Annotated in this window: 17 protein-coding genes and 1 pseudogene; 7 read left to right on the plus strand and 11 right to left on the minus strand. The window is 72.4% G+C overall.

What is annotated here, in order from left to right; genetic code table 11:
• The first annotated feature begins 53 nt into the window (after window positions 1–53).
• The 4 genes from ACGWYJ_RS28930 (at window position 54) to ACGWYJ_RS28945 (ending at window position 3,345) form a co-directional block, all read left to right on the plus strand.
• Window positions 54–287 carry a helix-turn-helix domain-containing protein gene (locus ACGWYJ_RS28930; RefSeq protein ID WP_395109578.1) on the plus strand — a complete coding sequence of 78 codons (234 nt, stop codon included), beginning with the start codon at window positions 54–56 and terminating at the stop codon, window positions 285–287.
• A 4-nt stretch (window positions 288–291) separates the two neighbouring features.
• A complete protein-coding gene (locus ACGWYJ_RS28935; protein WP_395109579.1) occupies window positions 292–837 on the plus strand; it encodes a Clp protease N-terminal domain-containing protein in 546 nt (181 codons plus the stop codon).
• Between the two features lie 19 nt (window positions 838–856).
• Window positions 857–2,227 carry an FAD-binding oxidoreductase gene (locus ACGWYJ_RS28940; protein ID WP_395109581.1) on the plus strand — a complete coding sequence of 457 codons (1,371 nt, stop codon included), beginning with the start codon at window positions 857–859 and terminating at the stop codon, window positions 2,225–2,227.
• 65 nt (window positions 2,228–2,292) lie between these two features.
• A complete protein-coding gene (locus tag ACGWYJ_RS28945) occupies window positions 2,293–3,345 on the plus strand; it encodes an SDR family oxidoreductase (protein ID WP_395109583.1) in 1,053 nt (350 codons plus the stop codon).
• A gap of 9 nt (window positions 3,346–3,354) precedes the next feature.
• Here ACGWYJ_RS28945 and ACGWYJ_RS28950 read toward each other — a convergent pair whose 3' ends face one another.
• From ACGWYJ_RS28950 to gndA, 3 genes are all read right to left on the minus strand, one after another.
• Complete coding sequence (locus tag ACGWYJ_RS28950) at window positions 3,355–4,164, minus strand: carbon-nitrogen hydrolase family protein (protein WP_395109584.1); 810 nt, start codon at window positions 4,162–4,164, stop codon at window positions 3,355–3,357.
• A 94-nt stretch (window positions 4,165–4,258) separates the two neighbouring features.
• Window positions 4,259–6,772 carry a DEAD/DEAH box helicase gene (locus tag ACGWYJ_RS28955; protein WP_395109586.1) on the minus strand — a complete coding sequence of 838 codons (2,514 nt, stop codon included), beginning with the start codon at window positions 6,770–6,772 and terminating at the stop codon, window positions 4,259–4,261.
• A 60-nt stretch (window positions 6,773–6,832) separates the two neighbouring features.
• Window positions 6,833–8,272, minus strand: coding sequence for an NADP-dependent phosphogluconate dehydrogenase (gene gndA, locus ACGWYJ_RS28960; RefSeq protein WP_395109588.1), 1,440 nt, complete (start codon window positions 8,270–8,272; stop codon window positions 6,833–6,835).
• Window positions 8,273–8,521: 249 nt separating this feature from the next.
• Here gndA and ACGWYJ_RS28965 point away from each other — a divergent pair, with 249 nt between their 5' ends.
• Both ACGWYJ_RS28965 and ACGWYJ_RS28970 read left to right on the plus strand, forming a co-directional pair.
• Complete coding sequence (locus tag ACGWYJ_RS28965; RefSeq protein ID WP_395109589.1) at window positions 8,522–9,274, plus strand: HAD family hydrolase; 753 nt, start codon at window positions 8,522–8,524, stop codon at window positions 9,272–9,274.
• Entirely contained in the window at window positions 9,271–11,691 is a 2,421-nt protein-coding gene (locus ACGWYJ_RS28970) for a glycoside hydrolase family 65 protein (RefSeq protein ID WP_395109591.1), read from the plus strand. Before ACGWYJ_RS28965 ends, ACGWYJ_RS28970 begins: the two co-directional genes overlap by 4 nt.
• 107 nt (window positions 11,692–11,798) lie before the next feature.
• On the opposite strand, the pseudogene soxR reads toward ACGWYJ_RS28970, so the two are convergent.
• The 5 genes and pseudogenes from soxR to ACGWYJ_RS28995 all read right to left on the minus strand — a co-directional run.
• A pseudogene (gene soxR, locus ACGWYJ_RS28975) lies at window positions 11,799–12,266 on the minus strand (redox-sensitive transcriptional activator SoxR); the annotation flags it as partial.
• 100 nt (window positions 12,267–12,366) lie between these two features.
• Window positions 12,367–14,196 (minus strand): phosphoenolpyruvate carboxykinase (GTP), encoded by a 1,830-nt coding sequence (locus ACGWYJ_RS28980; RefSeq protein WP_395109592.1) that lies wholly within the window; start codon window positions 14,194–14,196, stop codon window positions 12,367–12,369.
• A gap of 173 nt (window positions 14,197–14,369) precedes the next feature.
• Window positions 14,370–15,419: an ABC transporter ATP-binding protein gene (locus tag ACGWYJ_RS28985; RefSeq protein WP_395109594.1), complete on the minus strand. Its 1,050-nt coding sequence runs from the start codon at window positions 15,417–15,419 to the stop codon at window positions 14,370–14,372.
• Entirely contained in the window at window positions 15,416–16,159 is a 744-nt protein-coding gene (locus ACGWYJ_RS28990) for an ABC transporter permease (protein ID WP_395109604.1), read from the minus strand. The genes ACGWYJ_RS28985 and ACGWYJ_RS28990 overlap by 4 nt, the downstream gene beginning before the upstream one ends.
• A gap of 191 nt (window positions 16,160–16,350) precedes the next feature.
• Window positions 16,351–17,520 (minus strand): nucleoside 2-deoxyribosyltransferase domain-containing protein, encoded by a 1,170-nt coding sequence (locus ACGWYJ_RS28995; protein WP_395109595.1) that lies wholly within the window; start codon window positions 17,518–17,520, stop codon window positions 16,351–16,353.
• A 137-nt stretch (window positions 17,521–17,657) separates the two neighbouring features.
• Between ACGWYJ_RS28995 and ACGWYJ_RS29000 the strand changes: the two genes are divergently transcribed.
• Entirely contained in the window at window positions 17,658–18,350 is a 693-nt protein-coding gene (locus ACGWYJ_RS29000) for a hypothetical protein (protein ID WP_395109597.1), read from the plus strand.
• Window positions 18,351–18,376: 26 nt separating this feature from the next.
• On the opposite strand, the gene ACGWYJ_RS29005 is transcribed toward ACGWYJ_RS29000, so the two are convergent.
• The 3 genes from ACGWYJ_RS29005 to cmk form a co-directional block, all read right to left on the minus strand.
• On the minus strand, window positions 18,377–18,580 hold the full coding sequence (locus ACGWYJ_RS29005; RefSeq protein ID WP_395109599.1) for a hypothetical protein: 204 nt from the start codon (window positions 18,578–18,580) through the stop codon (window positions 18,377–18,379).
• An 84-nt stretch (window positions 18,581–18,664) separates the two neighbouring features.
• Entirely contained in the window at window positions 18,665–20,050 is a 1,386-nt protein-coding gene (gene der / locus ACGWYJ_RS29010) for a ribosome biogenesis GTPase Der (protein ID WP_395109600.1), read from the minus strand.
• A complete protein-coding gene (gene cmk / locus ACGWYJ_RS29015; RefSeq protein ID WP_395109601.1) occupies window positions 20,047–20,754 on the minus strand; it encodes a (d)CMP kinase in 708 nt (235 codons plus the stop codon). The genes der and cmk overlap by 4 nt, the downstream gene beginning before the upstream one ends.
• Window positions 20,755–20,932: the final 178 nt, after the last annotated feature.

A 20,932-nucleotide genomic window follows, 5' to 3' on the forward strand; every position in this document is an offset into this window, starting at 1 on the left:
GCCTCTGTCAACCTGGATTGACACGGCCCGGGATGTCAACCTACATTGACACCATGAACGACGGAGTGAAGCTCGCCGAGCAGGCGGGCAGCCGGGATCCGGCGGTCGGGCTGCGCGCGGTGCGCGCGCTGCGCGAGCTGTCCGAGCGGCTGGAGGCCCTCCAGGTCGCCTCCGCGCGGGAGCAGGGCTGGTCCTGGCAGGAGATCGCGGTCTGTCTCGGCGTGAGCCGCCAGGCCGTCCACAAGAAGCACGGCGGCGGCCGGTCCATCCTCAACAGGGAGAGGTGAAAGGATGTTCGAGCGCTTCACCAAGGAGGCGAGGTTCGCGGTCGTCCAGGCCCAGGACGAGTGCCGGGGGCTGTCCGCGAAGCGGATGGGGACCGAGCACCTGCTCCTGGGGCTGCTCGACGGCGACGGCCCCGCGGGCCGGGTCCTGCGCGAGCACGGCCTGGAGATCACGGCGCTGCGCGAGGCCGTCCGGCGGGGCGCCGGAGGAGATCCCCTCGACGCCGACGCCCTGCGCAGCCTCGGGATCGACCTGGACGCCGTACGGCGGGCGGCCGAGGAGACCTTCGGCGAGGGCGCCCTGGACGCCCCGCCCGGCGCCCACCGCAAGCGCGGGTACCTCCACCCCGACCCCGCCGCCAAGAAGTCCCTGGAGCTGGCCCTGCGGCACGCCGTTCGCCTCAAGAACAACCACATCAGCGACGGCCACCTCCTGCTGGGCCTCATCCACGACGAGAACGCCACCGCCGTCACGCTCCTGCGCGCCCACGGCGTGGACATCGACGCCCTCCGCGCCGACATCACCAAGGCGATCACGACGAAAGCGGCCTGACCGGCCTATTTTGGGGGGCATGACCGACGTGGTGGACGCCCTCCAGCGGCGCATCCCGGCCGACCGCATCGTCACCGATCCCGATGTGATCTCCGCTTACGCGCATGACGAGGCGGCATGGGCGCCGTACGGAACGCCCGCCGCGCTGGTCCGCGCCGGCTCCACCGCGGAGGTGCGGGCGCTGGTCGAGGTCTGCGCCGCGCGGGGCGTGCCGATCGTCCCGCGCGGCGCGGGCACCGGCCTCTCCGGCGGCGCCAACGCCCTGGACGGCTGCGTGCTGCTCTCCCTGGAGCGGATGAACGAGATCGTCGAGATCGACCCGCACGAGCGCCTGGCGGTCGTCCAGCCGGGCGTGGTCAACGACGAGCTGCGCGCCGAGGCCGCCCGGCACGGCCTGTGGTACCCGCCGGACCCGGCCAGCGCGCCCTGGTCCACCATCGGCGGCAACGTGGCCACCAACGCGGGCGGCGTGTGCTGCGTGAAGTACGGCGTCACCCGCGACTACGTGCTGGCCGTCGAGGCGGTCGTCGGGCGCGGCGAGGTGGTGCGCCTCGGGCGGCGCACCGCCAAGGGGGTCGTCGGATACGACCTGTGCGGCCTGATGGTCGGCTCCGAGGGCACCCTGGGCGTCATCACCGAGATCACCGTCCGCCTGCGCGGCGCCCGCCCGCCCGAACGGACGATCGTGGGCTACTTCGACACCCTGCACGCGGCCGGTGAGGCCGTCAGCGCGGTCACCGCCGCCGGGATCGTGCCCAGCGCCCTGGAGCTGATCGACCGCTATTGCCTCCAGGCGGTGGACGCCTGGAAGAACATGGGCCTGTCCGCGGACGCCGACGTCCTGCTGCTGGCCCGCAGCGACACCGCCGACGACGCCGAGGCGGACGCGATCGTGCGCTGCTTCAAGGACGCCGGGGCCACCTGGAGCGCCCGCTCCACCGATGAGGAGGAGGCCGAGGCCCTGTTCGCGGCGCGCCGCCTGGCCTATCCGGCCCTGGAACGGCTCGGGCCGGTGCTGACCGAGGACGTCTGTGTGCCGCGCTCCCTGGTACCGGAGATGCTGACCCGCATCGAGCGCGCCGCCAGGGACAACGACACCCACATCGCCAACATCGCCCATGCGGGCGACGGCAACCTGCACCCGCTGATCATCGGCGTTCCGGGTGACGAGGCCGCCCGCGCCCGCGCCGAGCGCGCCTTCGACCGGATCGTGGACGACGCGATCGCGCTGGGCGGCACGGTCACCGGCGAGCACGGCGTCGGCCTGCTCAAGCGCCGCGGCCTGCACGCGGAGCTCGACCCGGCCGTCGTCGCCCTTCACCACGGGGTCAAGCGGGCGCTCGACCCCGCCGGGATCTTCAACCCCGGGAAGGTCTTCGGCGAACCCTGACGGCCGCATGGCGCCCTCGTCCTCGGGTAGGGGCGATCCCACACCCACTTGCGAGGGGGGCGCACATGCACGTCGTGGTCGTCGGGGCGACCGGGAACGTGGGGACCAGCACCGCGCAGGCGCTGGCCGCCGATCCGAAGGTGACGTCGGTCCTGGGACTGGCCCGCCGGGAACCCGGGTTGAAGATCGACAAGGTCCGGTGGGAACGGGCCGACGTGAACGACACCGACCTGGTCTCGCACTTCCGTGGCGCGGACGCGGTCGTCCACCTGTCCTGGCTGTTCCAGCCGACCCGCTCCCCCGCGGTGACCTGGCGCACGAACGTGCTGGGCAGCGCCCGGGTGTTCCTCGCCGTCGCCGAGGCCGGCGTCCCGTGCCTGGTGTACTCCTCCTCGGTGGGGGCGTACTCGCCGGGACCCAAGGACCGTGCCGTGGACGAGGAGTGGCCCACGCACGGCTGGCCCGGCGCCGCCTACAGCCGCGAGAAGGCGTACGTGGAGCGGCTCCTGGACGGTTTCGAGTCCGATCACCCGGACTGCCGCGTGGTGCGGCTCCGCCCGGGGTTCATGTTCAAGCGGGAGGCCGCCCAGGAGCAGAGGCGCCTGTTCGGCGGGCCGTTCCTGCCGGGCAGGCTGGTGCAGCCGGGGCGGCTCCCGTTCGTCCCCGCGATACCGGGGCTGCGGTTCCAGGCGCTGCACACCGCGGACGCGGGCGACGCGTTCTGCCGCGCCGTCACGAACGAGCGGGCCCGCGGGCCGATCAACATCGCGGCCGAGCCGCCGATCGGCCCGGAGGAGCTGGCCGAGCTGATGGGCGCCCGGCCGATCCCCGTGCCTCCCCTGGCCGCGCACAGCGCGCTGCGCGTGGCCTGGAGCCTGGGGCTGGTGCCGGCCTCGGCCGAACTGCTGGACCTGGCCCTGCACGTCCCGATCATGGACACCTCGCGCGCCCGGGAGGAGCTGGGCTGGACCCCCGCCCACAGCGGAACCGAGGCGATGGCCGAGTTCTTCGAGGGGCTGCGCACGGGCGCGGACCTGGAGACCCCGCCGCTGTCCCAGGCCACCAGCGGCCCGATGCGGCTGCGGGAACTGGTCACCGGCGTCGGCCGCCGCCCCTAGGCCCCTTCCCTAGACCCCTCCGGCCGGGGTCACGGTGAAGCGGCGCAGGCGCAGGGCGGGGTTCTTGTCGCGGACCTCGGCGACGCGGTCGGGCGAGACCTCGCCGGACGCGATGCCCGTCCCCTCACCGAGCGAGGCCACGATCACGCCCATCGGGTCGGCGAGCAGGCTGTTGCCCGCGCCCATCGGGGCGCTCTGCCCGGCCGCGGCGACGTAGATCGTGTTCTCGATGGCGCGCGCCCGGACCAGGGTGCGCCAGTGGTCCTCCTTCAACGGCCCCGGCACCCAGGCGGCGGGCAGCGCCAGCAGGTCGGCGCCCGCGTCCACCAGCATCCGGGTCACCTCGGGAAACCGCACGTCGTAGCAGGTCTGCATGCCGACGGTGACCCCGCCGACGGCGAAGGTCCGCGGCGTGCCGATGTCCCCGGCCCGGACCACGTCCGACTCCTTGTAGCCGAACGCGTCGTACAGGTGCAGCTTGCGGTAGGTGGCCACGATCGCGCCGGACGGGTCGATCGCCACGAGGGTGTTGGACATGCGTCCCGGCTCGTCGTCCAGCCGCTCGTTCACCCCGGCGACGACGTGCACGCCGTGCCGGGAGGCCAGCTCCGCCAGCCCCCGCACGAACGGGCCGTCCAGCGGCTCGGCGGACGTCACGAACCGCTCGTCCATCGCCGGCGCGATGAACATCGCGTATTCGGGGAGCACCACCAGCCGCGCCCCGCGCCCGGCCGCGTCGGCGACCAGCTTCGCGGCCTTCGCGAGGTTCCGCTCCTTGTCCTCTGAGGACGCGAACTGCGCCACGGCGACCTGGACCATCTGCGCCTCCCCATGACGGCGGCAACCGGCGGGCATACCCTTCCGACCCTACTGGTGCCCCTCGCCCCCGGCTGAGCCCCCGGCCCCGCCGATCTCAGAGCCGGTCGACGGAGATGACCTTGATGACGGCCTCGCCCGCCTCGTCCGAGCCGGCCAGGTCGACCTCGGCGGTGATGCCCCAGTCGCGGTGGCCCTCCGGGTCGTCGAAGACCTGGCGGACGCGCCACAGCGCGTCCTCGGGGACCTCCTCGATGAGCAGCAGCCGGGGGCCGCGCGCGTCCGGGCCGGTGTTGAGGTCGTCGTGCTCGTCCCAGTACGCGGCCATGGCCTCCCGCCAGCCGTCCTCGCCGAGGCCGGGGTCGAGCTCGCCCAGGTCGGCGTAGCGCTCCAGCGCGGCCAGCTCCACGCGGCGGAACATCGCGTTGCGCACCAGCACCCGGAACGCGCGGGCGTTCGCGGTGACCTTGGTGACCCGCTCCTCCAGGGCCTCCTGGAGATCCTCTTCCTCCTGCGGGTTCGCGAGCTGCTCCCACTCGTCCAGCAGGCTGGAGTCGACCTGGCGGACCAGCTCGCCCAGCCACTCGATCAGGTCGATCAGATCGTCGTTCTTGATCGAGTCCGGGACGGTCTGCTGCAACGCCCGGTACGCGCCCGACAGGTACCGCAGGACCAGGCCCTCGGCGCGCGCCAGCTCGTAGAAGGCGATGTACTCGGTGAACGTCATCGCCCGCTCGTACAGGTCGCGCGCCACCGACTTGGGACGCAGCGGGTGGTCGCCGACCCACGGGTGCCCGGCGCGGTAGATCTCGTAGGCGGCCTCCAGCTCCTCCTCAAGGGGCTTGGGGTAGTCGACGTCCTGGAGCAGCTCCATGCGCTCCTCGTACTCGATGCCCTCGGCCTTCATCTCCTGGACGGCCTCGCCGCGCGCCTTGTTGAGCTGGGCGGCCAGGATCTGCCTGGGGTCGTCCAGCGTCGCCTCGATCACCGACAGGATGTCCAGCGCGTAGGTGGGCGAGGAGGGGTCCAGCACCTCGAAGGCGGCCAGCGCGAAGGTGGACAGCGGCTGGTTGAGCGCGAAGTCCTCCTGGAGGTCCACGGTGAGGCGGGCGTAGCGGCCCTGCTCGTCCGGCTCGTCCAGGGTCTCCACCACGCCGCCGGCCAGCAGGGACCGGTAGATCGCGATGGCCCGGGAGATGTGCCTGCGGCGCGCGGCCGGCTCCTCGTGGTTGTCGGTGAGCAGCCGCTTCATCGCCTGGAACGCGTTGCCGGGACGGGCGATCACCGACAGCAGCATGGCGTGGCTGACCTGGAACCGGGACTTGAGCATTTCCGGCTCGGCCGCCTGAAGCTTGCGGAAGGTGTCCTCGTCCCAGCCGACGAAGCCCTCCGGCGGCTTGCGGCGCTGGACCTTGCGCCGCTTCTTCGGGTCGTCGCCCGCCTTGGCCAGGGCCTTCTCGTTCTCCACCACATGCTCGGGGGCCTGCGCGACCACGTACCCGACGACGTCGAACCCGGCCCGGCCGGCGCGCCCGGCGATCTGGTGGAACTCGCGGGCCCGCAGCCGCCGCACCCGGTGCCCGTCGTACTTGCTGAGCGCGGTGAACACCACGGTGCGGATCGGGACGTTCACGCCGACGCCGAGGGTGTCGGTACCGCAGATGACCTTGAGCAGCCCGGCCTGCGCGAGCCGTTCCACCAGCCGCCGGTACTTCGGCAGCATCCCCGCGTGGTGGACGCCGATGCCGTGCCGCACGAACCGGGACAGGTTGCGGCCGAACCGGGTGGTGAACCGGAAGTTGCCGATCAGCTCGGCGATCCTGGCCTTCTCCTCCTTGGTGCACACGTTGATGCTCATCAGCGCCTGCGCCCGTTCCATCGCGGCGGCCTGCGTGAAGTGCACCAGGTAGATCGGGGCCTTCTGCTCGCCGAGCAGCTCCTCGACGGTCTCGTGCAGCGGCGTGACCCGGTAGTCGTACTTCAGCGGGACGGGCCGTTCCGCCGAGGTCACCACGGCGGTCGGGCGGCCGGTGCGGCGGGTGAGGTCCTTCTCGAAGAAGGTGACGTCGCCCAGCGTCGCCGACATCAGCAGGAACTGGCACTGCGGCAGCTCCAGCAGGGGGATCTGCCAGGCCCAGCCGCGCTCGGGCTCGGCGTAGAAGTGGAACTCGTCCATCACCACCACGCCGATGTCGGCGTCGGCGCCGTCCCGCAGCGCGATGTTGGCGAGCACCTCGGCGGTGCAGCAGATGATCGGGGCGTCGGCGTTGACGCTGGCGTCGCCGGTCATCATCCCAACGTTCTCGCGGCCGAACATCTCGCACAGGTCGAAGAACTTCTCCGACACCAGCGCCTTGATCGGCGCGGTGTAGAAGCCGACCTGGTCCCGTCCCAGCGCGGCGAACAGCGCCCCGGCGGCCACCAGGCTCTTGCCCGACCCGGTCGGGGTGGACAGGATCACGTTGGCCCCGGACACGACCTCGATCAGCGCCTCCTCCTGCGCCGGGTACAGCGTGATGCCGCGCCCGGACACCCATCGCTCGAACGACTCGTACAGCGAGTCGGCGTCGACGGCGTCGGCGGAGGGCAGCTGATCGATGAGAGAGGTCACCCTTCCATCCTGCCCTCCGCCGGGGACTGCCCGCGCCGTGGAGCGCCCCGCTCCAGGGGCCTAAGCCTCGACCTCGGTCCGGTCACCACCCCACAGGGTGTGGTACGAGCCGTCCCGGTCGGTGCGGCGGTAGGTGTGGGCGCCGAAGAAGTCCCGCTGGCCCTGGGTGAGGGACGCGGGCAGGCGCTGCGTCCGGAGCGAGTCGTAGTAGGCCAGGGCGGTGGAGAAACCGGGCACGGGGATGCCGAGGCGGGCGGAGGTGGCGACGACCTCGCGCCAGGCGTCCTGGGCCTCGCCGAGGGCCTCGGCGAAGTGGTCGTCGGTGAGGAGCGTCGGGGTGTGCGGGTCGGCCTCGTACGCGGCGCGGATGCGGTCCAGGAAGCGGGCGCGGATGATGCAGCCGCCGCGCCAGATGGTGGCCATCGCGCCCGGGTCGATGTCCCAGCCGTACTCGGCGCTGCCGGCCTGGATCTGGTGGAAGCCCTGCGCATAGGCGACGATCTTGGAGGCGTACAGGGCCCGTTCGACCGCGTCCGCGAACTCCGAGCCCGCCGCCGTGGACCGCTCGGGCCCCGGCAGCCCCTGGGCGGCCTCGCGCAGCGCGGCGTGGCCCGACACCGACCGGGCGAACACGGCCTCGGCGATCCCGCCGACCGGGACGCCCAGGTCGAGGGCGGACTGGACGGTCCAGCGGCCGGTGCCCTTCTGCTCGGCCTGGTCCAGGACGACGTCCACGAACGGGCGCCCGGTGGCGGCGTCGGAGTGCGCCAGGACCTCGGCGGTGATTTCGATCAGATACGACTCCAGCCGGCCGGTGTTCCAGGTGCGGAAGACCTCGGCGATCTCGGCCGGGGACAGGCCGGCCGCGTGCCGCAGCAGGTCATAGGACTCGGCGATCAGCTGCATGTCGGCGTACTCGATGCCGTTGTGCACCATCTTCACGAAGTGGCCGGCGCCGTCGGGACCGACGTGGACGCAGCACGGCGTCCCGTCCACCTTGGCCGCGATGTCCTCCAGCATCGGGGCGAGCGCGGCGTAGGACTCCTCGGACCCGCCCGGCATGATGCTGGGGCCGTGCAGGGCGCCCTCCTCGCCGCCGGAGATACCGGTGCCGACGAAGTGCAGCCCCCGCTCCCGCAGCGCCTCCTCGCGCCTGCGGGTGTCGGCGAAGTGGGCGTTGCCGCCGTCCACGATCATGTCACCGGGCTCCAGCAGCGGCGCGAACTCGTCGATCACCGCGTCGGTGGGCGCGCCCGCCTTCACCATGATCACCAGCCGCCGCGGCCGCTCCAGCGACGCGACGAACTCCTCCGGCGTCTCGGCCGGGACGAACGTCCCCTCGTCCCCGAACTCCCCGATCAGCGCCTTGGTGCGGGCCGGCGTCCTGTTGTGGACGGCCACGGGATGGCCGTGCCTGGCGAGGTTGCGTGCCAGGTTGCGCCCCATCACCGCCAGCCCGGTCACCCCGATGCGCGCGCTGCCCCTGCCGGCGTTCCCCATAGTCCCTCTCCTCCTCGTCGTCGCCCTACCCGTGTTGTACGCCCCGGAACGCGATCACGTTCGCGGAACCGGCCCCCGAAGCCGCCCTTTGCGTGGCACCCTGCCCTCCGGGGCCGCGCACCGTCCGGGAGCCGCGCCCGTGCCCACGTTTCCGGCAACTCGCGCGGGCATGGCCTTGTTCCGGCCGGGAACGGACCCGATCGTGGAGATCACACGTCCGGCGCCGGGACGCCGTCGAGAAGGGGAGCGATGCTGGGACTTCCGGAGGAGGCACGGGCCTGCCTGTTCGACCTCGACGGGGTGCTGACCCGTACCGCGGCCGTGCACGCGGCCGCGTGGAAGGAGATGTTCGACGGGTTCCTGCGCGCGAGGGCCGAGCGCACGGGCGGCACGTTCATCCCGTTCGACCCGGTCAAGGACTACGGCCGGTACGTGGACGGCAAGCGGCGGGAGGACGGGACGCGCTCGTTCCTGGAGTCGCGCGGCATCACCCTGCCCGAGGGCGATCCGGGCGACCCGCCGGAGGCCGAGACGATCCGGGGACTGGGCAGCCGGAAGAACGCGCTGGTCCTCAAGCTGATCGAAGACAAGGGCGTGGAGACCTTCGAGGGATCCATCGACTACGTGCGGCGGGCGCGGGAGGCGGGGCTGAAGACGGCGGTGGTGTCGTCCAGCAGGAACACCGTCCAAGTCCTGCGCGTCGTCGGTATCACCGACCTCTTCGACGCCCGGGTGGACGGGGTGGTCGCGGCCGAGCGGAACCTGCCGGGCAAACCGGCGCCCGACACGTTCCTCGAGGGGGCGCGGGAGCTCGGCGTGGGGCCCCAGCACGCGGTCGTCTTCGAGGACGCCCTCGCGGGCGTCGAGGCCGGCCGGGCCGGCGGGTTCCTGTACGTGGTGGGGGTCAACCGGGTCAACGCCGATCACGCGGCGGCACTGGCCGAACGGGGCGCGGACGTGGTGGTGGACGACCTCTCCGAGCTGCTGGGGGGTAATAGGTGACGGAGCGGGACCCTCGGAGCGCGACCGACCGGCCCGTGTACGCGGTGGAGCCGTGGTGCGTGCGCGAGCCGGAGCTGCGGCTCGACCGCCTGGCGCAGAGCGAGTCGGTGTTCGCCCTGTCCAACGGGCACCTGGGGCTGCGCGGCAACCTCGACGAAGGCGAGCCGCACGGGCTGCCCGGAAGCTACCTCAACTCGTTCTTCGAGCAGCGCCCGCTGCCGTACGCGGAGGCCGGCTACGGCTACCCGGAGTCCGGCCAGACCGTGATCAACGTGACCAACGGCAAGCTGATCCGGCTGCTGGTCGACGACGAGCCGTTCGACGTCCGGTACGGGCGGCTGCACGCGCACGAGCGGGTACTGGACCTGCGGGCCGGCACGCTGACCCGGACGGTGGAGTGGACCTCGCCCGCCGGATGCCGGGTCAAGATCACCTCCACCCGGCTGGTGTCGCTGACCCAGCGGGCGATCGCGGCGATCTGCTACGACGTCGAGCCGGTCGACCAGTCGCTCCGGGTGGTGGCGCAGTCGGAGCTGGTGGCCAACGAGTCGCTGCCCGACCTGGGCGACGACCCGCGGGTGGCGGCCGCTCTGGAGGCGCCGCTGGTCAGCGAGGAGCACGTGCACAACGGCACCAAGGTCATCCTGGTGCACGCCACCCGCAAGAGCGGGCTGCGGATGGCCGCGGGCATGTCGCACGACATCGAGGGCCCGGGGCGGATGGCGGTGGACGCCGAGAGCTCCCCCGACGTGGGCCGGGTGACCGTGGCGACCGAGCTCGAACCGGGCCAGCGGCTGCGGATCGTGAAGTACCTCGCCTACGGGTGGTCGTCGCAGCGGTCCCGCCCCGCGCTGCACGACCAGGTGGTGGCGGCGCTGGCCGCGGCCCGGCACACCGGCTGGGCGGGGCTGCTCAAGCAGCAGCGCGACTACCTGCGCGACTTCTGGCGGGGCGCGGACATCGAGATCGACGGCGACGCGGAGATCCAGCAGGCGACGCGGTTCGGGCTGTTCCACATCCTCCAGGCCGGGGCCCGCGCCGAACGGCGGATGATCCCCGCCAAGGGCCTGACCGGTCCCGGGTACGACGGGCACACGTTCTGGGACACCGAGACCTTCGTCCTGCCGGTGCTGATCTACACCCATCCTGGCTCGGCGGCCGACGCGCTGGCCTGGCGGCACATGACGCTGCCGCTGGCGACCGAACGCGCCCGCCAGCTCGGGCTGGCCGGCGCCGCCTTCCCGTGGCGGACGATCCGCGGGCAGGAGTCGTCGGGGTACTGGCCCGCGGGCACGGCCGCGTTCCATATCAACGCCGACATCGCCGACGCCGTCGTCCGGTACGTCGACGCCACCCAGGACGAGCGCTTCGAGCGCGAGGTGGGGCTGCCGCTGCTGGTGGAGACCGCCCGGCTGTGGCGCGACCTGGGCCACCACGACGTGGAGGGCGTGTTCCGCATCGACGGCGTGACCGGCCCGGACGAGTACAACGCGGTCGCCGACAACAACGTCTACACCAACCTCATGGCGCGCCGGAACCTCCAGGAGGCCGCGGCGATGGCGATGCGGCATCCGGACCTGGCCGAACGTCTGGGAGTGACCACCGACGAGGCCGCCTCCTGGCGCAACGCGGCCGCGGCCATGCTCGTCCCGTACGACGAACGGCTCGGCGTGCACCCGCAGAGCGAAGGCTTCACCAACCACGCCAAGTGGGACTTCGCCGCGACCAAACCCGAGCACTACCCGCTTCTGCTGAACTTCCCCTACTTCGACCTGTACCGCAAACAGGTCGTCAAGCAGGCCGACCTGGTGCTGGCGATGCACCTGTGCGGGGAGGCGTTCACGGACGAGCAGAAGCGCCGCAACTTCGAGTACTACGAGGCCGTGACCGTGCGCGACTCGTCCCTCTCAGCCCAGAGCCAGGCCGTGATGGCCGCCGAGTGCGGCCATCTCGACCTCGCCCACGACTACCTGGGCGAGACCGCCCTGATGGACCTGCACGACCTGGCCCGCAACACCAAGGACGGCCTCCACATCGCCTCGATGGCCGGGGCGTGGAGCGGCCTGGTCGCCGGTTTCGGCGGGATGCGCGCCTCCAACGGCTGCCTGTCCTTCGCTCCCCGCCTCCCCGGAGGCATCAGCCGCCTGTCCTTCCGCATGCGCTACCGGGGCAGCCGCCTCCGCGTCACCGTCCGCCACGACCACGCCGTCTACGAACTGCTCGAAGGCCCCGGGCTGAGGCTTCGTCACCACGGCGAGGAGTTCAGCCTGGGCGCCGACGAGCCCGCCAAGCTGCCCATCGAGCCCATCCCGCCGCTTCCCCGCCCGGCCCAGCCGCAAGGCCGCGAGCCGCTCCCGCGCCGTACCGACCCGCACCTGCGCGACAACGCCTCCGTCACCGCCGACGGCACTCCCTAGCACCCGGCCGGGGCCTCGCCGGCGCACGGCTGGGCCTCGCCGTCCGGGACGCGGGGGCCGCGGTCGGGCGCGGCCTTCGCGTCCGTGTCCGCAGCAGTGCCCGCCGCAGTGTCGCGGGCGGGCTCCACCATGAGGCGCCGCGGCCCGGGGCCCTCGTCGCCCAGGCGGTCGTACGGGTTGGCCAGGGCGCAGGTCTTCAGGGACAGGCAGCCGCAGCCGATGCAGTCGGTGAGGTCGTCGCGGAGGCGTTCCAGTTGCCGGATGCGCTGGTCCAGATGGGCACGCCAGCCCTTGGAGAGGCGCACCCAGTCCTCCACCGTGGGGGTGCGCTCCTCCGGGAGGGTGGCGAGAGCCTCCTTGATCTCCTTCAGCGGGATGCCGACCCGCTGCGAGATCTTGATGAACGACACCCGGCGCAGCGTGTCGCGGCTGAACCGCCGCTGGTTGCCCGCCGTCCTGCGGCTGCTGATCAGGCCCTTGGCCTCGTAGAAGTGCAGCGCGGACACGGCCACCCCGCTGCGCTGGGCGAGCTGCCCGACGGTCAGTTCATGGACCCTGTACTCCAGTCGCGTCATACCCCAACAATAATTGAGGTTTCCGCCGGGCCCGCCGGCCCGCCGCCGTCCGCCGGCGACCGGCGCGGGGACGGGCCGGTCCGCCCGCCCCCGCACGTCGTCAGCCCAGGCGGTTCACCAGGGCGTTGTACTCGTCCCACAGCTCCTTGGGCAGGTGGTCGCCGAACTTCTCGAAGAACTCGGGGACCAGCGCGGCCTCCTGCTTCCAGACCTCGGTGTCCACCGACAGCAGGGTGTCGAGGTCGGCGGGATCGATCTCCAGCCCCTCGGTGTCGAGGGCCTCCCTGGTCGGCACGTGCCCGATGGGCGTCTTGGCGGCGTCGGCCTTGCCGTTCAGCCGCTCCACGATCCACTTGAGCACGCGGCTGTTCTCGCCGAAGCCGGGCCAGATGAACTTCCCGTCGGCGTTCTTGCGGAACCAGTTGACGTAGTAGATCCGGGGCAGCTTCTCGGCCTCGGTGGACCGGCCGATCTTCAGCCAGTGACCGAAGTAGTCGCCCATGTTGTAGCCGCAGAACGGCAGCATCGCGAACGGGTCGCGGCGCAGCTCGCCGACCGTGCCCTCGGCGGCGGCGGTCTTCTCCGAGGCGACGTTGGCGCCCAGGAACACCCCCTGCTGCCAGTCGAAGGACTCGGTGACCAGCGGGACGGCGGTGGCGCGGCGGCCGCCGAACAGGATCGCCGAGATCGGCACGCCCTTGGGGTCCTCCCACTCGGGCGCGATGATCGGGCACTGGCCGGCGGGGGTGGTGAAGCGGGCGTTGGGGTGGGCGGCCGGGGTGTCGGACTCCGGCGTCCAGTCGTTGCCCTTCCAGTCGGTCAGGTGCGCGGGCGGCTCCTCGGTGAGGCCCTCCCACCACACGTCGCCGTCGTCGGTCAGGGCGACGTTGGTGAAGATGCTGTTGCCCCACAGCGTCTTCACCGCGTTGGCGTTGGTGGCGGCGCCGGTGCCCGGCGCGACGCCGAAGAACCCGGCCTCGGGGTTGATCGCGTACAGCCGGCCGTCCTCGCCGAACCGCATCCAGGCGATGTCGTCGCCGATCGTCTCGACCTTCCAGCCCGGGATGGTCGGCTGGAGCATGGCCAGGTTGGTCTTGCCGCAGGCGGACGGGAACGCGGCCGCGACGTACCGGGTCTCGCCCTGCGGCGGGGTCAGCTTGAGGATGAGCATGTGCTCGGCCATCCAGCCCTCGTCACGGGCCATGGTCGAGGCGATGCGCAGCGCGTAGCACTTCTTGCCCAGCAGCGCGTTGCCGCCGTACCCGGACCCGTAGGACCAGATCTCCCGGGTCTCGGGGAAGTGCGAGATGTACTTGGTGGAGTTGCACGGCCAGGGCACGTCCTTCTGGCCGGGCTCCAGGGGCGCGCCCACGGAGTGGACGCACTTGACGAACGAGCCGCGCTCCTCGATGAGCCGCAGGGCGTCGGTGCCCATCCTGGTCATGATCCGCATCGAGACCGCGACATAGGCCGAGTCGGTGATCTCGACGCCGAGCTGGGAGATGGTGCCGCCCAGCGGGCCCATGCAGAACGGGACGACGTACATGGTGCGGCCGCGCATGCAGCCGTCGAAGAGCTCGCCGAAGGTGGCGCGCATCTCGGCGGGCGCGATCCAGTTGTTCGTGGGGCCCGCGTCGGCCTCATTTTCCGAGCAGATGAACGTGCGGTCCTCTACTCGGGCGACATCGCTGGGATCGGAGGCGGCGTAGAAGCTGTTGGGCCGTTTCTCCGGGTTAAGCCGTTTGAACGTGCCCTGCTCCACCAGGAGCGAGGTGAGCCGCTCCCATTCCGTTTCCGAGCCGTCGCACCATTCGACGCGGTCGGGCTTGGTGAGCTCGGCGATCCCGCGGACCCACTCGACCAGTCCGGCGTGACTGGTGGGGGGCTGGTCGGTGGCCGCTGTCGACGACGCGCTGACCTGTTTGGACACGGGCAACTCCTTCAGCTGTTCGCAGGATCTTTGCATCATGAACAAAAGCGCACGTGTTTTCCATTTGGTCTGGACCAATCGGCGCCGCTTTAGGGGGTTGCCATGGGTTTTTGTGACTGATATCACCAGTACATCGTCACCGGCGGGGCGGCGGGAGTTTCGCCTGGCGGAGTTCAGGCGGGGTAAACATGGGTTTCGGTGGCCTTCACCGCGGCCCATACCCGGCTGCCTTCGGTCAATTGCAGTTCGGCGACGGCACCGGGCGTGACGTCGGCCGCAGCGGGCAGCGGCGGGCCGTCCAGCCGGACCCGCACCCGGTCCCCGTGCCGTTCGATCGCGGCGACCGTGGCGGGCCACAGGTTACGGGGGCTGCCCCCGGGCCTGGCGCGGTGCAGCGCCACCGCCGAGGGAGCGAAGGTGAGGAAAACATCACCTTCCACACGGTCAATGGTGTCCAGGCGGGCACCGCCGTCGGCCAGCGTGACCATCCCCCCGGACGCGTGACCACGGTAGAGGTTCAGGCCGACCAGCCGCGCCACGTACCCGGTCCTGGGCCGCCGCGCCACCTCGGCGGGCTCCCCCTCCTGCACGACCCTCCCGCCTTCCAACACCACCAGCCGGTCGGCCAGCACCATCGCGTCCAGCGGGTCGTGGGTGACCAGGACGGCGGCGCCCTCGAACCCGGCCAGATGGCGGCGCAGCGCGGCCCGGATCTCCAGCCGGGTGTGCGCGTCCAGCGCCGACAGCGGCTCGTCCAGCAGCAGCAGTCCCGGCCGTGGGGCCAGGGCGCGGGCCAGCGCCACGCGCTGCGCCTGCCCGCCCGACAGCGCCCTGGGACGGGCGGAGGCGTGCTCGGCGAGCCCGACCCGTTCCAGCCATGCGGCGGCCTCGCGCCGCGCCTCGCGCCGGGGCATCCCCTGGCTGCGCAGGCCGAAGGCCACGTTCTCCAGGGCGCTGAGGTGCGGGAACAGCAGGTAGTCCTGGAAGACCATGCCGATCCCCCGCCGCTCGGGCGGCAGCCGCTGGATCTCTTCGCCGTCCACCTGGACATGCCCGTCCGCGATCGGCGTGAGCCCGGCCAGGGCGCGCAGCGCGGTGGTCTTGCCCGCCCCGTTGGGCCCGAGCAGCGCCGCCACCTCGCCGGGCGCGACCGCCAGCTCGATGCCGAGCTCGAACGCCCCGCGCCGCACGACCAGCCGCGCCTCCAGCCCGCTCCCCTTCATCGGGTGTCCACCCAACGATCGCGCAGCGCCGCCAGGACCAGCACCGACACCGCCAGCAGCACCAGGCTGAGGACGATCGCGGCCTGCGGGTCGGTCTCCAGGGCGAGGTAGACCGCGAGCGGCATGGTCTGGGTGCGCCCGGGGAAGTTGCCCGCGAACGTGATCGTCGCGCCGAACTCCCCCAGCGCCCGCGCCCAGCACAGGATCGCGCCCGCCGCGACTCCGGGGGCGACCATCGGCAGCGTGACGCGGCGGAAGGTGGTCCAGCGGGTGGCGCCGAGGGTGGCCGCCGCCTCCTCGTACCGCGCGTCGACGGCGCGCAGCGCGCCCTCCACGCTGATCACCAGGAACGGCATCGCCACGAACGTCTCCGCCAGCACCACACCGGCGGTCGTGAACGGGAGCGTGACGCCGAACGCGGCGTCCAGCCACCGGCCGACCAGTCCGCGCCGTCCCAGCACCAGCAGCAGCGCCACGCCGCCCACCACGGGCGGCAGCACCAGCGGGACGGTGACCAGCGCCCGCACCAGCCGGGCCCCGGGGAACGGCACGCGCGCCAGCAGCCATGCCAGCGGCACCCCGAGGACCAGGCAGACGACCGTGGCGATCGTGGCGCTGACCAGCGACAGCCGCAGCGCCTCCAGCACCCGCGGCTCACCCAGCCGCGTCCCCAGCGTCGACCACGGCGCGCGGAACAGCAGCCCGGCCAGCGGCAGGACGAGCAGTGCCAGGCCCGCCATCGCGGGCACCAGCAGGATCCACGGCGGGCGTCGAGGCGGCCGTTCCCGGGCGGTCACCACGTGGAGCGGGCCCTCACGTCCCGGCCCCCGCCCGCCGCACTGATCCGGAGCATCGCCACGGACGCAGTCTAACGATCGCATCTACGAAGGGAAGCCCTCGAATCGCCCGAAAATACGAGGGCGATCGGAGGCTAGTCCTCGCAATCGCGCGAACGGAGACCCTCCAGCACCACATCGGTGATCATGCCGAGGGCGCTCCAGTCCACGAGCCGGCCCCGCCGGATCTCCGCGAGCGTGGCGATCTCCACGAAGGTGCGCTCCCCGTCCCCGGCGACGCCGTACGGGCCGGGCGCCGAGCGCAGCCGGTCCAGTTCCTCCTCGGTGATCTCGGCGCCGAAGACGTGCGCGGTGTGCGCCGACAGCGTCGGGTTGACCTGGCGCGTCCCGTGGTCGCGCAGCCGTCCGGGCGGGAGCGTGAGGCCGGTCTCCTCGGCCAGCTCGGCCAGGGCGGCCCGCCGCGGGTCGGTGGCGGCGAGCGGGCTGTACCCGCCGGGGGGCTCGTGGACGTAGCCGTCGGGCGTCGCGGCGGGGCTGCGGTACTCGCGCACCAGCACCACCATGGTCTCGTCCGGGCTCGGTCCCGGCCGGTAGGGGACGACGACGCAGATGCCCGGACGGGCGATCACCATCTCGTTGTCCTTGACCCGGTCCTCCGCCGCCACCCGCATCCTCACGTGCAGTCCCCAGTGCAGGCCGAAGCGCCAGACGACGCGGGCGCCGAGCAGGGTGTTGCCCGCCTCGCGCTGCGCCCCGTACCACCGCTGGAACGTGTCGGTACGCCACAGCAGCAGCGGCACCTCCCTCTCGCCGCCGCTACGGGACGCCCCCGCGCCGATCCGGTCCAGCGCCGCGGCCACGGTGCCGGGGAGGTCGGTGGCCGTGGGCACGCCGTGCTTGGCGGCGTAGTGCAGCAGGTAGCGGTTCTTGGGCGCGTCGGGCGGGGCGCCGAACACCACGCGCCCGCTGTCGTGCCACATGCCCCATTCGACGTTGGTGGTGAAGGCGGGCATGGTCCGCAGCTCGCGCGGCACGTAGAACAGCACCTCGTCGGCCAGGTGCAGGCAGCGTTCCTCCCACTCGATCTGGGCGGCGTGGTCGTCGTACGCGCCGTTCCGGTGCTCGGGGACGAACACCACCAGGCGACCCTCGTGCCGCCAGCGTTCGCGCAGCTCGTCCAGGGCTTCGGGACGCCAGGAGGCGACCCGCGGCGAGCGCGGCGTCGGCCCCGCAAGGAAGATCGCGGCGTCCCAGCCGTCCGGCGGCTCCTCCAGCGCGGAGACGGTGATCACTTCGGGGTCCATCGGACGTACCTCCCGGAGAGAGAGCCGCCACGGCGGCGACAGGACTCACCGTCAGACGCGGGCCGTGCTTGGACGGATGCCCCAGGGGTAAAGGGCTTCACAACAGGACGAGATCGCCCGGTCAAGAGGAGAAGGCCATGACTGGGACCATGCGAGTACCGCGCAGCCGGGGCGCCGTCAGCGGAATCCTGCTCGTGCTGCTGGGCCTGTGGGGCGGCCTGCTGCCCTTCGCCGGCCCGTACGTCGACTTCGGCTTCGCCCCCGACGAGACCTGGGTCTACGACACCGACCGGCTCCAGCTGAGCGTGGCCCCCGCCGCGGCCACCGCGCTCGGCGGCCTGGTCACCCTGCTCGCGGCCAACCGCGCGCTCGCGATGATCGGCGCCGGGCTGGCCGCGCTGGGCGGCGCCTGGTTCGTGATCGGGACGCAGGTCGCGACGCTGTGGAACGTGCCGGGCCCCGGGGCGCCGCTGGGCACCGGTGAGGGGCGGCGGCTCGCCGAGCAACTGTCCGGATTCGCCGGGCTCGGGGTGGTCGTGGTGTTCCTGGCCGCGCTGGCGCTGGGCCGCTTCGCCGTGGTCGGTGTCCGGGACGTCGCCGAGCTGGACGACGACGCCGGCTACGACTACGGTGACGGCGGACTGGGCGCGGGCTACCGCCCGGCGACCCCCGTGAGCGGCACCACCCAGCCCATTCCCGCGCCGTCGTTCGGACGGTACTCGCGCGAGGCCACGGCCGGTCCGGGCGACCCTCCCCCGTACCAGGGCGGCCTGCCCGACCCCGCCGACCGGCATGTGGCGGGAGAGCACCGTGACCAGCCGCGCGCCTGAACTCCGGCCCGCCTCGTGAGGCCGCGTCAGCGGTGCCTGCTGCGCATCTTGCGGACGCTGTGAGTGGTCTCGTAGCTGCGCTTCTCGTCGTCCAGCGGGATGTCGTCGCGGTCGGTGAACATCGCGACGAAGGCCACCAGCAGCCCGACGCCGCCGATCCACGGCTGCTTCCAGGCGAAGCTGAGCGCCACACACCCCACCGCGACCGCCAGCAAGAGCAACAGCTTCACGCCGGACCCCTCGATCGTCGATCACCAAGTAAGCGGTAGGTTATCGCGTTTCGGTCCGCGCGCCGAGGGGGCGGCAGGGTGGTGCTACTTGCGCTTGCCGCGCTTCTCCCTGATCTTCATGGTGATGTCCAGCGGGGTGCCGGGGAAGCCGAACTCCTCGCGCAGCCGCCGCTCGATGAACCGCCGGTAGCCCTCCTCCAGGAACCCCGTCGTGAACAGCACGAACCGGGGCGGCCGCACCCCCGCCTGCGTGGCGAACAGGATCCTGGGCTGCTTGCCGCCGCGGATCGGATGCGGATGCGAGTTCACCAGGTCGGTGAAGAACTGGTTGAGCTTGGACGTCGGCACCCGGGTGCCCCAGCCCTCCAGCGCCGTCTCGATCGCCGGGACCAGCTTCTCCATGTGCCGCCCCGTGCGGGCCGAGATGTTCACCCGCGGGGCCCAGCGCGCGTGGTGCAACTGCCGGTCGATCTCGCGTTCCAGGTAGTGGCGGCGCTCCTCGTCCAGCAGGTCCCACTTGTTGTACGCCATGACCAGCGCCCGGCCCGAGTCGATCACCATGGACACGATGCGCAGGTCCTGCTCGGCCAGCGGCTCACTGGTGTCCACCAGCACCACCGCCACCTCGGCGCGCTCCAGCGCCGACCGGGTCCGCAGCGTCGCGTAGAAGTCGGCGCCCTGGTTCTCGCGGTACCGCCGCCTGATCCCCGCCGTGTCGATGAACCGCCAGGTCTTCCCGCCCAGCTCGATCAGCTCGTCCACCGGGTCGCGGGTGGTGCCGGCGACCGCGTCCACGACCGCCCTGTTCTCCCCTGCCAGCTGGTTGAGCAGGCTCGACTTGCCGACGTTGGGACGGCCCAGCAGCGCCACCCGGCGCGGCCCACCGGCCTCCTCGAACGTCTCCGGCGGAGCCTCCCGCGGCAGCGCGTCGAGCACCGCGTCGAGCAGGTCGCCGCTGCCCCGCCCGTGCAGGGCGCTGACCGGCCACGGCTCGCCGATGCCCAGGCCCCACAGCAGCGCGGCGTCGGCCTCCCCGGCCTGGTCGTCGACCTTGTTGGCGGCCAGCACCACCGGCTTGCCCGAGCGGCGCAGGATCTCCACCACGGCCTCGTCCACGTCGGTGGCGCCGACCGTCGCGTCCACGACGAACAGCACCACGTCGGCCAGGTCGACCGCCATCCGGGCCTGCTCGGCGATCGCGGCGGCCAGCCCGGACGACTCCGGCAGCCAGCCGCCGGTGTCGACGACGGTGAAGCGGCGCCCGTTCCAGGTCGCGTCGTAGGCGACCCGGTCGCGGGTCACGCCGGGCACGTCCTCCACGACCGCCTCGCGGCGCCCGATGATCCGGTTGACCAGCGTCGACTTGCCGACGTTGGGCCGCCCCACCACCGCCACCACCGGCGCCGGCGGCTCCTCGGGCACGGCGCCGTCCAGGTCCCCGGGGACCGTCTCGATCTCGTATTCGGTCACTGTGTTCGCTCTTCGGCTCTGGTCGTGGTCGCTGCTGTGGTCTCGGTCGCGGACTCGGCCAGGCGGACGACCGCCGCGATGACCTCCTCAAGGCTCATCGCGGAGGAGTCGATCTCCTCCGCGTCCGCCGCCTTGAGCAGGGGGGACGCGGTACGGGTGGAGTCCAGCCGGTCGCGGCGGGCCTGCTCGGCCTGCGTCACCTCAAGGGTGGCGCCCGGCTCGGCGGCCAGCTCCTTGGCACGGCGCTCGGCGCGGATCTCCTCGCTGGCGGTCAGGAACACCTTGACCGGCGCGTCGGGCGCGACGACCGTGCCGATGTCGCGGCCCTCGACCACGATCCGCCCGTCGCCGATGATCCGGCGTTGCAGCGCCACCAGCCGTTCCCGCACCTCGGGCACCCGGCTGACCGCGCTGACCGCGTTGGTGACCTCGCGGGTGCGGATCGGCTTGGACACGTCCGTCCCGTCCACGGTGATGGTCGGGTGATCGGGGTCGGTGCCGACCTCGATCACCGGCTCCCCGGCACGGGCCGCGACCGCCTCGGCGTCCTCCACCGGGACGCCCTGGCGCAGCATCCACCAGGTCATCGCGCGGTACATCGCGCCGGTGTCGAGGTAGCGCAGGCCCAGCGCCCTGGCGACGCCCTTGGACACGCTGGACTTCCCCGACCCTGACGGGCCGTCCATGGCGATGACGAGCGGCACGGATGTTCCCTTTCTTCGCGGCATGACGAGGCGGGCGGCGGGGCATGCGGCCGCCGCCCCCGATCGCCGCTGCCTGCTGTGCCCCCGGTGAGTCCTAACGCGTCAGGCTACCGCCACATGCCCACCCCCCGCGCCACGGCGGCGTCGGCGGTCCACTCCGCTCCGGGCGGCGGTCAGC

Source organism: Actinomadura sp. SCN-SB, from assembly GCF_043906805.1.
Taxonomy (GTDB): Bacteria; Actinomycetota; Actinomycetes; order Streptosporangiales; family Streptosporangiaceae; genus Spirillospora.

What these genes read in the sequence shown, in the direction of transcription:
- ACGWYJ_RS28935 (WP_395109579.1), top strand. Translation starts at nt 292, where the DNA reads ATGTTCGAGCGCTTCACCAAGGAGGCGAGGTTCGCGGTCGTCCAGGCC.
- ACGWYJ_RS28990 (WP_395109604.1), bottom strand. Translation starts at nt 16,159, where the DNA reads ATGGCGGGCCTGGCACTGCTCGTCCTGCCGCTGGCCGGGCTGCTGTTC.
- ACGWYJ_RS28950 (WP_395109584.1), bottom strand. Translation starts at nt 4,164, where the DNA reads ATGGTCCAGGTCGCCGTGGCGCAGTTCGCGTCCTCAGAGGACAAGGAG.
- ACGWYJ_RS28940 (WP_395109581.1), top strand. Translation starts at nt 857, where the DNA reads ATGACCGACGTGGTGGACGCCCTCCAGCGGCGCATCCCGGCCGACCGC.
- ACGWYJ_RS28985 (WP_395109594.1), bottom strand. Translation starts at nt 15,419, where the DNA reads ATGAAGGGGAGCGGGCTGGAGGCGCGGCTGGTCGTGCGGCGCGGGGCG.
- ACGWYJ_RS28945 (WP_395109583.1), top strand. Translation starts at nt 2,293, where the DNA reads ATGCACGTCGTGGTCGTCGGGGCGACCGGGAACGTGGGGACCAGCACC.
- ACGWYJ_RS28965 (WP_395109589.1), top strand. Translation starts at nt 8,522, where the DNA reads ATGCTGGGACTTCCGGAGGAGGCACGGGCCTGCCTGTTCGACCTCGAC.
- gndA (WP_395109588.1), bottom strand. Translation starts at nt 8,272, where the DNA reads ATGGGGAACGCCGGCAGGGGCAGCGCGCGCATCGGGGTGACCGGGCTG.
- ACGWYJ_RS29000 (WP_395109597.1), top strand. Translation starts at nt 17,658, where the DNA reads ATGACTGGGACCATGCGAGTACCGCGCAGCCGGGGCGCCGTCAGCGGA.
- ACGWYJ_RS28995 (WP_395109595.1), bottom strand. Translation starts at nt 17,520, where the DNA reads ATGGACCCCGAAGTGATCACCGTCTCCGCGCTGGAGGAGCCGCCGGAC.
- ACGWYJ_RS28930 (WP_395109578.1), top strand. Translation starts at nt 54, where the DNA reads ATGAACGACGGAGTGAAGCTCGCCGAGCAGGCGGGCAGCCGGGATCCG.